This is a genomic window from Nonomuraea sp. NPDC049750 (assembly GCF_040659625.1).
GTDB lineage: Bacteria > Actinomycetota > Actinomycetes > Streptosporangiales > Streptosporangiaceae > Nonomuraea.
In genome coordinates this window covers 192,189-206,550 of record NZ_JBFANB010000014.1, presented here as the reverse complement: position 1 = coordinate 206,550, position 14,362 = coordinate 192,189, and the positions used below count along the sequence as shown (strand labels likewise).

Below are 14,362 nucleotides of genomic sequence, written 5' to 3'. Positions count from 1 at the left end.
GGGGAAAAAAGATGATCAAGGATCAGCTGCGGCAGCAGCGCATCGAGACGCCGTCCTGGGCGTACGGTAACTCCGGCACGAGGTTCAAGGTGTTCGCCCAGCAGGGCGTGCCGCGCGACCCGTACGAGAAGCTGGCCGACGCGGCCCAGGTGCACCGCTACACCGGCGTCGCGCCGACCGTGGCGCTGCACATCCCGTGGGACAAGGTCGACGACTACGCCGACCTCGCCCGGCACGCGACCGAGCAGGGGGTGACCATCGGGGCCATCAACTCCAACGTGTTCCAGGACAACGACTACATGCTCGGCAGCGTCACCCACCCCGACCCCGAGGTGCGGCGCAAAGCATTGCGGCACCTGCTCGACTGCGTCGACATCATGGACGCCACCGGGTCCGACACGCTCAAGCTGTGGTTCTCCGACGGCACCAACTACCCGGGCCAGGACGACATCAGGGCCCGTCAGGACCGGCTCGCCGAAGCGCTCGCCGCGGTCTACGAGCGGCTGGGCGAGGAGCAGCGGTTCCTCCTGGAGTACAAGCTGTTCGAGCCCGCCTTCTACATGACCGACCTGCCCGACTGGGGCACCGCCTACGCGCACTGCCTCAAGCTCGGCGATAAGGCGCAGGTCGTGGTCGACACCGGGCACCACGCGCCCGGCACCAACATCGAGTTCATCGTGGCGTTCCTGCTGCGTGAGGGCAAGCTCGGCGGCTTCGACTTCAACTCGCGCTTCTACGCCGACGACGACCTGATGGTGGGCGCGGCCGACCCGTTCCAGCTGTTCCGCATCATGTTCGAGGTCATCGGCGGCGGTGGCTACACCACCGAGACCGCCTTCATGCTCGACCAGTGCCACAACATCGAGCCCAAGATCCCCGGCCAGATCCGCTCGGTGATGAACGTCCAGGAGGCCACCGCCAAGGCGCTGCTCGTCGACCGCGACGCGCTGGCCGCCGCCCAGCGGGAAGGTGACGTGCTCGGCGCCAACGCCGTGCTCATGGACGCCTACAACACCGATGTCCGCCCGCTGCTCGGTGAGCTGCGGGAGGAGATGGGGCTCGCGCCCGACCCGATGGCCGCCTACGCCAAGTCCGGATACTTCGAGAAGATCGCCGCCGACCGTGTCGGCGGTAACCAGGCAGGCTGGGGGGCCTGATGTCGAACGCCAAGAACGAACTGCTCGAAAGAGCGCACACGCTCGGCTCCGATCCGCGCAACACCAACTTCGCCGGCGGCAACGCCTCCGCCAAGGGCACCGAGAACGACCCGGTCACCGGCCAGGACGTGGAGCTGCTCTGGGTGAAGGGCTCCGGCGGCGACCTGGGCACGCTCACCGCCGGCGGCCTGGCCGTCCTGCGCCTGGACCGGTTCAGGGCGCTGACCGGCGTCTACCCGGGCGAGGAGCGCGAGGACGAGATGGTGGCGGCCTTCGACTTCTGCCTGCACGGCAAGGGCGGCGCCGCACCGTCGATCGACACCGCCATGCACGCCCTGGTCGACTCCGCCCACGTCGACCACCTCCACCCCGACTCCGGCATCGCGATCGCCACCGCCGCCGACGGCCCCGAGCTGACCGCGCGCATCTTCGGCGACCGGGTCGTCTGGGTGCCGTGGCGGCGGCCCGGCTTCCAGCTCGGCCTCGACATCTCCGCGATCAAGGCCGCCAACCCGCAGGCCATCGGCTGCATCCTGGGCGGCCACGGCATCACCGCCTGGGGCGAGACGAGCGCCGAGTGCCAGGCGAACTCCCTGGAGATCATCCGTACCGCCGAGCAGTACATCGCCGACCACGGCCGCCCGGACCCGTTCGGCGCCGTCGTCCACGAACCCCTGCTGGAGGAGGCCAGGCACCGGCGCGCGGCCGAGCTCTTCCCCGCGATCCGCGGCCTGGCCAGCACCGACGCCCGCCAGGTCGGTCACTACACCGACTCGCCCGAGGTGCTCGACTTCCTGGCCCGCGCCGAGCATCCCAGGCTCGCCGCGCTCGGCACCTCCTGCCCCGACCACTTCCTGCGCACCAAGGTCGCCCCCCTCGTCGTGGACCTGCCGCCGGACGCGCCGCTCGCGGACGTCCTGACCCGGCTGGGCGAGCTGCACACCCAGTACCGCGCGGAGTACGCCGCCTACTACCAGCGTCACGCGGCCCCCGACTCGCCCCCGATGCGCGGCGCCGACCCGGCGATCGTGCTGGTGCCCGGGGTCGGCATGTTCAGCTTCGGCAAGGACAAGCAGACCGCCCGGGTCGCCGGGGAGTTCTACGTCAACGCGATCAACGTGATGCGCGGCGCCGAGGCGCTGTCCAGCTACCAGCCGATCGAGGAGTCGGAGAAGTTCCGCATCGAGTACTGGGAGCTGGAGGAGGCCAAGCTGCGCCGCCTGCCCGCGCCCAAGCGGCTGGCCGGGCGCGTCGCGTTCGTGACCGGCGGCGGCTCCGGCATCGGCGCCGCCACTGCCAGGCGGCTGGCGGCCGAGGGCGCGTGCGTGGTGGTCGCCGACCGCGACCTGGGCGCCGCGGACAAGGTGGCCGCCGAACTCGGCGGCGCCGCCTACCGGCCGCAGGACGTCGCGATCGCCGTGGGCGTGGACGTGACGTCCGAGGAGCAGATCGCCGAGGCGGTACGCCAGGCGGTCCTCGCCTTCGGCGGCGTCGACCTGGTGGTCAACAACGCGGGCCTGTCCCTGTCGCGCTCGCTGCTGGAGACCACGCTCGACGACTGGAACCTGCAGCACGACGTGATGGCCCGCGGCTCGTTCCTGGTCTCCAGGGAGGCCGCGCGGGTCCTGCTGAGCCAGGCCATGGGCGGCGACATCGTCTACATCTCCTCCAAGAACGCCGTCTTCGCCGGGCCGAACAACGTCGCCTATGGCGCGGCCAAGGCCGACCAGGCCCACCAGGTACGCCTGCTCGCGGCCGAGCTGGGCCCGCACGGCATCCGGGTCAACGGGGTCAACCCCGACGGCGTCGTACGCGGCTCGGGGATCTTCGCCTCCGGCTGGGGCGCCAACCGGGCGGCCGTCTACGGGGTGGAGGAGGAGCGCCTGGGCGAGTTCTACGCGCAGCGGACGCTGCTCAAGCAGGAGGTACTGCCGGAGCACGTGGCCGCGGCGGTGTTCGCGCTCACGGGCGGGGAACTGTCGCTGACGACCGGGCTGCACATCCCGGTCGACGCGGGAGTGGCCGCCGCCTTCCTGCGCTGACGCTCGTACGCCGGGAAATGCGCCCCCTCCGCTCTGGGGGCGCGTTTCCCGCCGAAGCCCCGACCTGTCACGGCGGCATACCCCGCCCACGACCGAAAGACCGGAAGAGGAGACCAAGAAGACATGACGCTCGAACGGATCCCCGCGCGGCCCACCAAGGTCGGGCTCGTGGCGGGCGGGCTCGGCGCGTACTGGCCGCAGTTCCCCGACCTGCTGCCGCAACTGGAGCGCTCGTCCGCGCGAGTCTCCGAGCGCATGGGCACGCTCGGCTGCGAAGTGGTCGACGTCGGCTTCATCTCCGACGCCCAGCAGGGCGCGGCCGCGGCCGAACGGCTGCGGGAGGCGGGCTGCGACCTCATCGTCGGCTTCCTCACCACCTACATGACCGCCACCATGCTGCTGCCGATCGCCCAGCGCAGCGGCGCGCCGGTGCTGCTGATCAACCTGCAGCCGTCGGAGTCGATGGACCACGAGACGTTCGACACCGGGCAGTGGCTGGCCTACTGCGGCGCGTGCCCGCTGCCGGAGATGGCCAACACCTTCACCAGGGCCGGGATCCCGTTCCGTTCGGTGTCCGGCTACCTGGAGGACGAGCGGGCCTGGGCGCGGATCGAGCGGTGGGTGAAGGCGGCGGGCGTACGGGCCACGCTGCGCGACGGGCGGCACGGGCTGATGGGCCACCTCTACCCGGGCATGCTCGACGTCGCCACCGACCTGACGCTGGTGCCGGTCAACCTGGGCGGGCACGTGGAGGTGCTGGAGTTCGACGACCTGCGGGTACGCGTCGAGAAGGTCACCGACACCCAGGTCAAGGAGCGGATGGAGCTCGCGCGGGAGGTGTTCGAGCTGGCCGACACGGTCGTGCCCGAGGACTTCGAGTGGGCGGCCCGCGTCTCGGCCGGGCTGGACCAGCTGGTGGCCGACTTCGAGCTGGACAGCCTCGCCTACTACCACCGCGGGCTCGACGGCGAGATCCACGAACGGCTCGGCGCGGGCATGATCCTCGGCTCGTCCCTGCTCACCGCGCGGGGCGTCCCGGCGGCGGGGGAGTACGAGCTGCGGACCTCGCTGGCCATGCTGATCATGGATCGGCTGGGCGGCGGCGGCTCGTTCACCGAGCTGCAGGCGCTCGACTTCCTGCGCGGCCATGTCGAGATGGGCCACGACGGGCCCGCCCACCTGGCGATCAGCTCGCGCAAGCCGCTGCTGCGCGGCCTGGGCGTCTTCCACGGCAAGCGCGGATGGGGCGTGTCGGTCGAGTTCGACGTCGCGCACGGGCCGGTGACGGCGTTCGGGCTGCTTCAGCGGCGTGACGGCCGGTTCGGCTTCGCCGTGTCGGAGGGTGAGACCGTGGACGGGCCGCACCTCAAGATCGGCAACACCACGTCGCGCGTCGACTTCGGCCGCGATCCGGGGGAGTGGACGGACGACTGGAGCGCCACCGGCATCTCCCACCACTGGTCCCTCGGCACCGGCCACCGCGCCGCCGAACTGCGCGCCCTGGCCGACCTCATGGGCGTGGAAGTAGTCGAAGTCTGACATTTCGCATTATTTCCTCAGAAATAGCTGTGAACCGGCTCTTTGGGCCTTTGCCGGGCTGGGGCGCGGGGGCATCGTGGGCCGCATGAGATCAGCGATCCTCACGACCGCGCTCTGCGCCCTGCTCGCTACCTTGCCCGGCGCGCCCGCGTCGGCGGCCACGCAGCCCGGCATGTCGGCGGCCACGCAGCCTGACACGTTGGCGCAGGTGGCGACGTTGCCCGGCACGTTGGCGCAGGCGGCCACGCTACCCGGCACGATCGCGCTCCCCAACGGCTTCCGGCCGGAGGGGATAGCGATCGGCAGCCGGCCTTTGGCCTACCTCGGCTCCCTGGCGAACGGCGACATCTACCGCGCCGACCTGCGCACCGGCCAGGGCGCCGTCGTCAGCAAGGGCCCCGGCACCCCTTCGGTCGGGCTCAAGCTCGACTCGCGGAACCGCCTGTTCGTCTCCGGTGGCGCCGCCGGGAACGCCCGGGTGGTCGACGTCCGTACCGGAGCGGTGCTCAAGTCGTACTCGCTGGCCAACGGGGCGTCGTTCGTCAACGACGTCGTGCTCACGCGGGACGCGGCCTGGTTCACCGACTCCACCAACCCCGTCCTGTACAAGCTGGCGCTCGGCCGGCACGGCGCACTGCCCGACCAGGCGGTATCGGTGCCGCTCACGGGCGCCATCCAGTACACGACCGGCAACAACGCCAACGGCATAGCCCCGACCCCCGACCGCAAGGGCCTGCTCATCGTCCAGTCCAACGTCGGCAAGCTCTTCAAGACCGACCCCGCCACCGGCGTCACCACGGAGGTGAACCTGGGCGGCGAGTCCCTGGTCAACGGCGACGGCCTGCTGCTGGATGGCCGGACACTGTACGTGGTGCAGAACCGGCTCAACACGGTCACCGTCATCCGCCTGACCGCCGACGGCTCGTCCGGCCAGGTCGTGAACCGGCTGACGGACCCGCGCTTCGACGTCCCCAGCACCGTGGCGTCGTTCGGCAACCGCCTCTACCTGCCCAACGCCCGCTTCACCACGACTCCCGCCCCCGACACGACGTACACGGTGAACGCGATCACGGCCCCACGCAACCACTGACCTGGCCGTGCGCGCTGCGGGTGCACGGCCAGGCCCCTGGCTGGCGGACGGTGACGCGGTCGCCCGGCGGCGCCGTCACCGGCGAGTGGGCGACCAGGTAGGACGCGAGCGCCCCGGTGTCGTCGGCACCGCTCGTGTACGTGGTCGTCCCCTCCCAGCGCGGCCAGCCGTCGAAGCCGGCGATGAGGCTCCAGCCGCCCGCGACCTTGATCTCCTGCGCGGCCCTCACCGGAACCCCGTCGAGCGTCATCGACAGGACCTTCCCGCTACCGAGGGTGTAGCGCAGCCCGGCAGACGGGGTCAGCACCGTGCCCGCCGCGTTGGGTGCGGCCAGCAGCTTCTTGAGCTGGCCGCCGGTCATCGTCTGCACGTTGATGGCCAGCCCGGCGGGTTGCGCGTTCCACAGCTGCTCGAAGCCGATCGGTCCGGCGGGCAGGTCCGCTCTGACGACGTACCTGTTGACGAGCGCGACCTGCGCGCCGGACCTGGCCCGCACCGACGCGAGCTGCGCGTCGGCCACCAGTTCGGCCAGCGGGCCGCCGCTCGCCGTGCGGGTGATGTCCTCGGCGGCGACACCGAACGTCTCACCGGATGGCGGAGTGCCGCACTTGAAGTAGTAGAGGGCGTTGGACCGCAGGCCGTCGGGCTGGTTGATCTCGATCTGGACCGCGTAGTAACGCGAGTCCCACGCCGATTCCCACGTGACGGTCTCCAGCACGGCCTGGTAGACGGCGTCGCGTTCGGCGGGAATGACGAGCGTCTTCCACTCCTGGGCGCCGACGAGGCGGTACTCGATCGTCTGCGCGCCCGAGGGCAGCCCCTCGAAGTAGCCGTGGACGTCGAAGGTGACCGGGCACTTCGACGCGGTGGTGCGCTCGAAGACGATGTCCAGCTTGCTCACCACGTTCGTCGTGGTGGCTTCTGCCTCCGTGGCGAGGACGCCGAGAGCCAGGGCCACGACGGCCACCAGCCCCCCGAGACGACGTCCTGCCGAAGTCCATAAACCCACAGGCATTCCTTTCTCGTGATCTTCGTAGCGGACAGGCGACATGTGTCGCGGGCTTGATCGTCCACGCCTTCGCCGAAACCGACAGGGGATTCGATCACACTTTCCCTTTCAGACTCGAAATCGGCACGGCGGTGGATGTGATCAGCGGTTGAATCGAACACTATATCGAGATCATTCCCGTGCGCCAGCCCCAAAGTGGCGATGTCCACGATGGTGGCCGCTCGTGGGCGGCGAGTGGAATCGACCTGACGATCTCAGCGAGACGGCTGAAGCTTCTGACTCGATTCACATGCGTTGTGTAAAGATATTGGTCAATGTCCTCTACGTCCTGGTCGAGAAGATCGATATGCTTCGACGGTCGATCAGCGCTTGGCGCGCTCTGCCGGTGTTTGCGCTAATTTCAGGGAAATGATCTAGGCGATGGAGGCCGTTCATGACGGAGCACGGCGCAAGCGGACCTAGCGGCATCGACGTCACCAGGCCGAGCGTCGCCCGGATGTACGACTACTACCTGGGGGGCAAGGACAACTTCGAGATCGACCGGGATGCCGTACGCCGAGTCGAGAAGGCCATGCCGGAGGTCCGCCAGCTGGCCCTGGAGAACCGGGCGTTCCTGCGCCGCGCCGTACGCCACATGGCAAGGCAGGGGATTCGGCAGTTCATCGACATCGGTTCCGGCCTGCCCACGGTCGGCAACACGCACGAGATCGCCCAGGAGATCATCCCCGACGCCCGCGTTGTCTACGTCGACAACGACCCCGTCGTGCTGCAACACGGCCGCGCCCTGCTCGCGACCGACGAGAACACCACCGTGGCCGCCGCCGACATGCGGCGCCCCGCCGAGGTCCTCGAACACCCGCATACCGTCAAGCTCCTCGACTTCAGCCAGCCGGTAGGCGTCCTGATGATCGCCATGGTGCACTTCCTGACCATGGACGAGCGGGAGGCGGTCATGACCCAGCTGCGCGACTCCCTGCCGTCCGGCAGCTACCTCACGATGACCCACGTCACCCGCGACGGTCACCCGGCGGATGCGGTGGCCGCGATCGAGGCTGTTTACGCGGCCACGCCGACGCCGATCTACTTCCGCGAGCACGCGGAGGTCGCACGCTTCTTCGAGGGATTCGAGCTGGTGCCTCCCGGCCTGGTCACCATCGACACTTGGCACCCCGACCCGGACGACCTGGCCCCCGAGGCCACGCGATGGCTGTACGGGGGCGTCGGCCGCAAGCCGTAACCCGTGATCGCGGAATGAGCACATCACCGTGCTTCCGTCCGGGATTATCTGTCCGGACTTCTAGGTTTACGTGAGCGTTCATGGCTCGGTTAGTGTGGGCCGGTGTGATCACGAGGTGTTCTCTCCCCGTTCGTGGCTCGCCGCCGCGCTCCTCGGCGCTGTGCTCAGCACGTCCGTCGCCGTCCCGGCAGCCGCAACCTCCTCTCCCGCCAAGGTCACCGATCCCGTACGCCACGTCGATCCGCTGATCGGATCGGCCAACGGCGGCAACACCTACCCCGGCGCAGTCCTGCCGTTCGGGATGATCTCGTGGAGCCCGACCAACACGGCGGGCGACCAGACCAACGCCGCAGGCGCCAACGGTTACTCCTACAACACCCCCCCGCGTGAGAGGCTTCGCGCTCACCCACGTCAACGGCGCGGGGTGCCATCCGGGGGCCGCGGGCGACATCCCGATCATGCCGTTCGCCGGCCCGATCACGTCCTCACCGACCGCGGACACGACAGACGCGATCTACGCGAGCACCTTCAGCCACGACAACGAGAGCGCACGGCCCGGCCGATACACGGTCACGCTGGACTCCGGCGTCAAGACCGACCTCGCGGTCACCACACGTTCCACCAGCACAGCACGGACTACGGGCCCAGAGTAGAATCCCAGGTTTTCCTAGCGAATATGAATAACGGTTCATACCAAGGGCTGCCCCGGACAATGCGAGGGCCAGCGCCCCAACCTCGCCGAATACCTGCGGCTCGGCTACGCCCCCCAGGACACCTGCCACTGCTGGGGCGGCGCGGCGGAGACACTCGAGGACGCGACCGCCGACTTCGCGCTCGCGGACTGGGCACGACGGCTCGGCCGCGACCGCGAACACGACGTGCTGATGCCCCGGGCCGGCTGGTGGCGCAACACGTTCAACCCGTCGGCCGGCCAGGAGGGCGGCTACCAGCAGGCACGCAAGGCCGACGGCACCTGGCTGTGGCCGTTCTCGGCCACCTCCGACGCCGGATTCGCCCAAGGCACCAGCGCCACCTACACCTGGACGCGACCCGCGAGGCGGTCTCGTTCACCAGCCCCACGGCGCCGAACGTCAAGATCTTCGCACTCACGACCCGCACGTGATCAGGCCGGCAGGACCGGCGCCGAGTTGGAGCGGGCCCGCGCCGGGCAGCAGGTGGCGTAGCGGTTCCGGCTGAGTGATCTGCTGGAGGACGATCCGGCTCCGGAAGTCGAACCGCGGGTACTGGTGGCGACGTTCAGTCCCCAGTGGTTCATGGCGCGACGTGGGAAAGGCCGGGGCGTTGACAGGCCCGCAGCGAACTGCGGGCCTGTCACGTGCACGACCGCCGCGCTCCTACCCTTACTGCGGCCTGACCGCCACGGGTTTCTCGGTCGCGGTATTTACTACGACCCGGTTGCCCAGCGGTGCCTTCAACTGGAGTTGCACCCGATGCCAATACGCGGTCAACATGCTGTACGTCGGTTCTTCCCATGGCCACGGCCGATCGCAGATGTCCTCGTCTACGAGAACACCGATGACGACCGTCGACGCGGATTCCTCCACCGAGGTGTCGGCCACACCTTCGCACTGCTCGGGATCCGAGGGAGGGCGGCTGAACGCGACCTGCACGGTCAGCATCCGTCCGTCGGGTGCCAGCGTCACGTTTTCAACCTCGCGCCACGCCGATGTACCGCATCCCGCCGAAACCAGCAAGAGGCCGGCCACCGCGAGTACTCTGCTCCCCAGGCCGGCCCTGTGCATGCTCATCGACTCCGCTCTCGCTTACTCGCGTTTCATGACATCGCCTTTCCCCGCTGCGGCGGTAAGGCTAACGCCGGTCGAGGCCGTCGAGCATGAGGGGGAGGAAGCGCTTCGGGATGACGTCGGGGTGACAGGCGAACACGTTGAGCAACTCCATGAGGTCATCGGTGCCGACATCTGGTCGCAGCGCGCCGTCCGCCTGCGCCAGTCGTACCAGCTCATCAAGCCGACGCACCAGCGCCTGCCTCGCCTGCGGCGCGGTGGTCCCGGCCAGCGCGGCCGCGATGGCGCCGCGGCCCTTCTCCACGCTGTAGACGACGAAGGCGCGAATGGCCGACCACGCGTCAGGCTCGGCCGCCACGGCGCGGTCGAGGGCGTCCATGAGCTCGTGAACATACTGCTCCGCCAGGGCCGCGAGCAGCACACCGCGGTCGGGGAAGCGGCGGTAGAGCGTGCCGACGCCGACCCCGGCCCGGCGGGCGATCAGCTCCATCGGCGCGTCCGCGCCGCGCTCGGCCACAGCCTCGCGGGCCGCCTCCAAGATCCTGTCCCGATTGCGGCGGGCATCGGCGCGCATTGAACTCCCGTTGAAGTGGACGACAGGCTTCCGCTTAGTATACAACCGGAATCTGACATTCCACTTAGGAGGTTGCGATGATCATGGTGGCGGGTGCGACGGGCACGATCGGGCGCGCGCTGGTCGAGGAACTCGGCGGTGCGGTGCGAGCCGTGGTACGGCGCGCGGAACAGGGTGAGGAGCTGGGCTGCGGGTACGTGGTCGGCGACCTGGAGCGGCCGGAGAGCATCCCGCTCGAGCCGGGTGACAGGCTTTTTCTCAACAGCGGGTTGTGGCCGGGCTTCGTGGCAGCACACAAGGCGGTCATCGATCACGCGGCGGCGGCGGGTGTGGCGCAGGTGGTGACCGTGTCCGTGTACGGCGTGACGTCGGGCAGCCTGCTCGGGTTCGGCATGCACGGGCAGGTCGACGAGCATCTGAAGGCGTCGGGGGTGCCGTGGTCGATCCTGGCGCCCGTCGGCTTCATGCAGAATCTCGCGGGCGACGTCGACGAGGAGGGGCGGATCTTCGGCTCGTACGGCAGAGGGAGGGTCGGCTACATCGACGCGCGGGACATCGCGGCGGTGGCGGCCGCGTTGCTCACGCGTCCCGTCGGCACCGACGCCACGTACGAGCTCACCGGCCCGGTGGCGCCTACGCACGACGAGATCGCCGCCGAGCTCACCCGAGCACTCGGCCGGACCGTACGCTATGTGGACCAGTCGGTCGAGGAGGCCGCCGTTCACCTGGAGAAGCGCGGCATGCCCGCCCCAGCGGCCCGTGACCTGGCCGAACTCATGGCCCAGATCGGGGATGGGCGCTGGGCGAGCACGACCACGACCGTGGCCGACATCCTGGGCCGCGAACCGCGATCGCTACGGGAGTTCCTCGGGTAGACGTGCGCCCCGGCGGAGCGATCAGAATTGGACGTTGGTCATCGTGTACCACGTCGGAGCGAAAGCCAGCAGGGCCAGCACGCCGAGGACCGCCAACGACTTGAGTACGCGTGAGGTGGTGATGGTCGCGGGCGCGACGGGCCGCAGTTTCCCCCGTCCGACCGCGATGAACGCCGAAACGCCGCCCAGCAAGACATTCGCCGGCACCAATGCGTATTCGCCGCGCGTGATGTGAAAACCAGCCGCGAGGATCATTGTCAGCGTCAGGCCGGCGGCGGCGAGTGGCGTCAGCTTCGGTTTGACTCCCGTCATCGCCGGCAGGATCAGGCCGACGCCGCCAAGCACCTCACAGACTCCGATGAAGACGATCAGGGGCTGCGGCACGGCGGCGTACCACGCCACGGCCCGGGGCGCCGCCGCATACAGAGCTCCGTCGTACAGCAGCACCTTGCCGAAACCGCTGCCGGCGAAGAAGAAGCCGAACAACGCTTGAAGCGACCAGAGTGCGCCGTTGAGCGTGAACCTCATTCCGCGCCCCTTGGGCTGCTGCTCGACGTCCTTAACACCGTCGTCCTTAACGCCGTCGCTTACGTGCTGGCCCATGTCCTGTCACTGCCTTTCTCATCGGGTTGGTGCTGGTACGTGGTGACAGGACTCATCCGACCACCGCAGCAAGGTCGGGCGCGGCGTCCGTGGGACACGGTGGGACACGCGAGACGCGGTCCAGCTGCGAAAACAGGAATTTGTGCCGTGGCCGCGGGCTGGGACGGCTCTCGTGGCGCGCGCGGTACATGGTTGTCACCCGCGAGGTAATGTCACGGTCCGTGTTGGATATCTAGAGTTCTACACATGACGGATGGTCCGCGGATGACCCTGCAGACGATGCTCGTGCTGGAAGAGATGCTGTCCGACCCGACCAAGCGCCGCTACGGGCTGGAACTGTGCGAGAAGACCGCTCAGCCCAGCGGCACCATTTACCCGATCCTGGCCAGGCTGGAGCGCGAATTCGGCTGGATCGAGCGCCACAAGGAGTCTGCGGCCGAGCACCTGGCGCAGGGCCGCCGCGCCCGCTACTACTACACGCTGACCGAGGAGGGCGCTCTCCGGGCTCGCGCCGCCCTCGAGCGAGCCGAGCGGTCCCGCGGACCCGCCGTGAACCTCCGGCCGGTGACGTCATGACCGGCTTGCTGGAGCCGCTGCTGGCTCGGCTGCCCGCCGAATCGACGGCTGTGGAGCGTGGCCGGATTCAGCGTGCTTACGAGTTCGCCGCCCGTTGCCATGAGGGCCAGGTGCGCAAGAGCGGTGACCCGTACATCACCCACCCCGTCGCCGTGGCGGAGATCGCGATCGACGCCGGTCTGGACTGCGCCACTGTCTGCGCCGCCCTGCTCCACGATGTCATCGAGGACACCGGATGTGACGCCGCACAGCTCCGCGCGGAGTTCGGCGACGAGATCACCACGCTGGTCCAGAGCATGACCGAGCTCGACCACAGGCACGATCAGGCGGCCATCGACGCCGCGGACAACCGCGTCCTCGCCCTGAAGGTGCTCGACCGGCTGCACAACATGCGCACCATCCAGCACCTCGACCAGGACAAACAGCGGCTGAAGAGCAAGCAGACGCTGGACATCATCGCACCGCTCGCCGGGCACCTCGGCCTGCGCGCCATCGCGGACGAACTCGAATCGATCGCCCGCGGCCGCCTGACCCACCTGCTCGGGGACACCGGCGCGACGTACCAGGTGCTCGTCCTCGGCGCGCTGCTTCTCCCGGCGGCGGTGAGAGCGAGCTATGTGGACGAATGGCTCGGCGAGCTCGACGTGCTGGGGGACCCGCGGGCCCGCACCCGCTTCGCGCTCAGGCTGGCTCTCGGCATGCCCGCTCTGGCTCTGACCCTGCGCCGCCCCATACGGCACATGCCGGCCGATCATCTGCTGTCCGTTCTCCGTTGGATCCTACGGACGGACCTGCGCACCTGGACCCCACTGACCGTCTTGCTCGGCTGGATGATCGTGGAAACCGCCCGGAACAGCCTCGGCGCCACCATAGCCATCCTGATCACGGTGCCCCCCGCCCTCCACGCCGGCGTCACCCGCCTACGCACGAAGCTCGGTCTTGATCAACCGGCCGAGCCCACCTAAGGGCGGTTATCGCTCTGCCCGCATCTACCGTCTGCGGGGCGGGTCAGCCGAGCTTGAGCAGCAGTTCGGTGAGCTCGGCCGGCATGGTGATCATGCAATCGTGGCCCGTCTCCAGTTCCCACACCTGTGCCGGGCTGCCGTTGGGCTGGATCGCTGGGACGGGCCGCCGCTTGATGCCCTCCGGTGCGCGGGCGACGCAGTGAATGTGCGTCCGCGCGATCGTGCGTACGGCCGGATTGTCCAGCCGTACCGGTTGCCGGAAGCAGAGCACCGGCTGATCCGACAACATCATCCGCAGCCACGCCACGTCCGCCGGTTCGGTGACCCCGAACAGACCAAGGGGCGGCGGCAACTCGGGCATCGGCGGGATCCGCCACCCGACCCCGGACTCCGCGGCACGGTCGATGAGGGCCTGGGTCATGGGATGCACATCCATCGCGCTCTCGCCGTCCTCCGGGACCATCGCGTCGAGATAGACCAGATGGGTGATCCGATCCGGGATCCGATTGGCGGCGGACGAGATGACCAGCCCGGCGTAGCTGTGGCCCACCAGGATCACGTCGGTGAGGCCCTCCTCGGTGATCACCCTGACGATGTCGTCGACGTGCGTGTCCAGCCCCACCTCGGGGCCGAGCAGATGCGCCTTGTCGCCGAAGCCGGTCAGCGACGGCGTGAGCACCCGATGCCCGGCCGACGCCAGCAACGGGACCACCCGCTCCCAGCATTGCCCGCTGTGCCAGGCCCCGTGTACCAGCAAATATGTTGACATGGTGTAGCTCCTTGCTCGCGGGAGGGACCACCGGCCGATATCGCCGGTGTTCGTGCCGGAAGCGAGATTTCCGCTCACCCGCCGACGGAGCCAGCGCCCCCGCGATCCTGGGGGTGACAGGACCAGGCACGCACGAAGGTGCGCGAACTACCTTGGGGAC

Annotated in this window: 15 protein-coding genes and 1 pseudogene; 11 read left to right on the top strand and 5 right to left on the bottom strand. The window is 69.1% G+C overall.

Annotated features, from left to right (window positions below; translation table 11 throughout):
- Positions 1–11 precede the first annotated feature (11 nt).
- The 4 genes from rhaI (at position 12) to AB0J16_RS32325 (ending at position 5,828) form a co-directional block, all read left to right on the top strand.
- Positions 12–1,157: an L-rhamnose isomerase gene (gene rhaI, locus AB0J16_RS32340; protein WP_358546184.1), complete on the top strand. Its 1,146-nt coding sequence runs from the start codon at positions 12–14 to the stop codon at positions 1,155–1,157.
- Positions 1,157–3,199 (top strand): bifunctional aldolase/short-chain dehydrogenase, encoded by a 2,043-nt coding sequence (locus AB0J16_RS32335; RefSeq protein ID WP_358546181.1) that lies wholly within the window; start codon positions 1,157–1,159, stop codon positions 3,197–3,199. Before rhaI ends, AB0J16_RS32335 begins: the two co-directional genes overlap by 1 nt.
- Before the next feature lie 123 nt (positions 3,200–3,322).
- Complete coding sequence (locus AB0J16_RS32330) at positions 3,323–4,738, top strand: L-fucose/L-arabinose isomerase family protein (RefSeq protein WP_225297993.1); 1,416 nt, start codon at positions 3,323–3,325, stop codon at positions 4,736–4,738.
- A gap of 85 nt (positions 4,739–4,823) precedes the next feature.
- Entirely contained in the window at positions 4,824–5,828 is a 1,005-nt protein-coding gene (locus tag AB0J16_RS32325) for a superoxide dismutase (protein ID WP_358546178.1), read from the top strand.
- On the opposite strand, the gene AB0J16_RS32320 is transcribed toward AB0J16_RS32325, so the two are convergent.
- The gene (locus AB0J16_RS32320; RefSeq protein WP_358546175.1) at positions 5,806–6,837 is read right to left on the bottom strand and encodes a 5'-nucleotidase; all 1,032 of its coding nucleotides are present in this window, start codon (positions 6,835–6,837) and stop codon (positions 5,806–5,808) included. The two genes, AB0J16_RS32325 and AB0J16_RS32320, sit on opposite strands and share 23 nt — an antisense overlap.
- Before the next feature lie 433 nt (positions 6,838–7,270).
- On the opposite strand from AB0J16_RS32320, the gene AB0J16_RS32315 reads away from it, so the two are divergent.
- The 4 genes and pseudogenes from AB0J16_RS32315 to AB0J16_RS32300 all read left to right on the top strand — a co-directional run bounded on the left by AB0J16_RS32315 (position 7,271) and on the right by AB0J16_RS32300 (position 9,258).
- A complete protein-coding gene (locus tag AB0J16_RS32315; RefSeq protein ID WP_358546172.1) occupies positions 7,271–8,074 on the top strand; it encodes an SAM-dependent methyltransferase in 804 nt (267 codons plus the stop codon).
- 70 nt (positions 8,075–8,144) lie between these two features.
- Positions 8,145–8,393 (top strand): annotated as a pseudogene (locus tag AB0J16_RS32310) (hypothetical protein); the annotation flags it as partial.
- Between the two features lie 67 nt (positions 8,394–8,460).
- The gene (locus AB0J16_RS32305) at positions 8,461–8,727 is read left to right on the top strand and encodes a hypothetical protein (protein WP_358546169.1); all 267 of its coding nucleotides are present in this window, start codon (positions 8,461–8,463) and stop codon (positions 8,725–8,727) included.
- Positions 8,728–8,754: 27 nt separating this feature from the next.
- Positions 8,755–9,258 carry a glycoside hydrolase domain-containing protein gene (locus AB0J16_RS32300; protein WP_358546413.1) on the top strand — a complete coding sequence of 168 codons (504 nt, stop codon included), beginning with the start codon at positions 8,755–8,757 and terminating at the stop codon, positions 9,256–9,258.
- Positions 9,259–9,435: 177 nt separating this feature from the next.
- Here the strand turns inward: AB0J16_RS32300 and AB0J16_RS32295 are convergent, their stop codons facing one another.
- Both AB0J16_RS32295 and AB0J16_RS32290 read right to left on the bottom strand, forming a co-directional pair.
- Positions 9,436–9,801, bottom strand: a complete 366-nt coding sequence (locus tag AB0J16_RS32295) for a hypothetical protein (protein WP_358546166.1) — start codon at positions 9,799–9,801, stop codon at positions 9,436–9,438.
- A 103-nt stretch (positions 9,802–9,904) separates the two neighbouring features.
- Positions 9,905–10,414 carry a helix-turn-helix domain-containing protein gene (locus AB0J16_RS32290; RefSeq protein ID WP_358546164.1) on the bottom strand — a complete coding sequence of 170 codons (510 nt, stop codon included), beginning with the start codon at positions 10,412–10,414 and terminating at the stop codon, positions 9,905–9,907.
- A gap of 77 nt (positions 10,415–10,491) precedes the next feature.
- On the opposite strand from AB0J16_RS32290, the gene AB0J16_RS32285 reads away from it, so the two are divergent.
- Positions 10,492–11,289: an NAD(P)H-binding protein gene (locus tag AB0J16_RS32285; protein ID WP_358546161.1), complete on the top strand. Its 798-nt coding sequence runs from the start codon at positions 10,492–10,494 to the stop codon at positions 11,287–11,289.
- Positions 11,290–11,310: 21 nt separating this feature from the next.
- Here the strand turns inward: AB0J16_RS32285 and AB0J16_RS32280 are convergent, their stop codons facing one another.
- Positions 11,311–11,892, bottom strand: coding sequence for a DoxX family protein (locus AB0J16_RS32280; RefSeq protein WP_358546158.1), 582 nt, complete (start codon positions 11,890–11,892; stop codon positions 11,311–11,313).
- A gap of 246 nt (positions 11,893–12,138) precedes the next feature.
- Between AB0J16_RS32280 and AB0J16_RS32275 the strand changes: the two genes are divergently transcribed.
- Positions 12,139–12,468, top strand: coding sequence for a helix-turn-helix transcriptional regulator (locus tag AB0J16_RS32275; RefSeq protein ID WP_358546156.1), 330 nt, complete (start codon positions 12,139–12,141; stop codon positions 12,466–12,468).
- Positions 12,465–13,433: an HD domain-containing protein gene (locus tag AB0J16_RS32270; protein ID WP_358546153.1), complete on the top strand. Its 969-nt coding sequence runs from the start codon at positions 12,465–12,467 to the stop codon at positions 13,431–13,433. The genes AB0J16_RS32275 and AB0J16_RS32270 overlap by 4 nt, the downstream gene beginning before the upstream one ends.
- Positions 13,434–13,476: 43 nt before the next feature.
- Here the strand turns inward: AB0J16_RS32270 and AB0J16_RS32265 are convergent, their stop codons facing one another.
- Positions 13,477–14,202, bottom strand: a complete 726-nt coding sequence (locus AB0J16_RS32265; protein WP_358546150.1) for an alpha/beta fold hydrolase — start codon at positions 14,200–14,202, stop codon at positions 13,477–13,479.
- Positions 14,203–14,362: the final 160 nt, after the last annotated feature.

What these genes read in the sequence shown, in the direction of transcription:
- AB0J16_RS32290 (WP_358546164.1), bottom strand. Translation starts at nt 10,414, where the DNA reads ATGCGCGCCGATGCCCGCCGCAATCGGGACAGGATCTTGGAGGCGGCC.
- AB0J16_RS32265 (WP_358546150.1), bottom strand. Translation starts at nt 14,202, where the DNA reads ATGTCAACATATTTGCTGGTACACGGGGCCTGGCACAGCGGGCAATGC.
- AB0J16_RS32315 (WP_358546172.1), top strand. Translation starts at nt 7,271, where the DNA reads ATGACGGAGCACGGCGCAAGCGGACCTAGCGGCATCGACGTCACCAGG.
- rhaI (WP_358546184.1), top strand. Translation starts at nt 12, where the DNA reads ATGATCAAGGATCAGCTGCGGCAGCAGCGCATCGAGACGCCGTCCTGG.
- AB0J16_RS32285 (WP_358546161.1), top strand. Translation starts at nt 10,492, where the DNA reads ATGATCATGGTGGCGGGTGCGACGGGCACGATCGGGCGCGCGCTGGTC.
- AB0J16_RS32335 (WP_358546181.1), top strand. Translation starts at nt 1,157, where the DNA reads ATGTCGAACGCCAAGAACGAACTGCTCGAAAGAGCGCACACGCTCGGC.
- AB0J16_RS32330 (WP_225297993.1), top strand. Translation starts at nt 3,323, where the DNA reads ATGACGCTCGAACGGATCCCCGCGCGGCCCACCAAGGTCGGGCTCGTG.
- AB0J16_RS32270 (WP_358546153.1), top strand. Translation starts at nt 12,465, where the DNA reads ATGACCGGCTTGCTGGAGCCGCTGCTGGCTCGGCTGCCCGCCGAATCG.
- AB0J16_RS32275 (WP_358546156.1), top strand. Translation starts at nt 12,139, where the DNA reads ATGACGGATGGTCCGCGGATGACCCTGCAGACGATGCTCGTGCTGGAA.
- AB0J16_RS32280 (WP_358546158.1), bottom strand. Translation starts at nt 11,892, where the DNA reads ATGGGCCAGCACGTAAGCGACGGCGTTAAGGACGACGGTGTTAAGGAC.
- AB0J16_RS32325 (WP_358546178.1), top strand. Translation starts at nt 4,824, where the DNA reads ATGAGATCAGCGATCCTCACGACCGCGCTCTGCGCCCTGCTCGCTACC.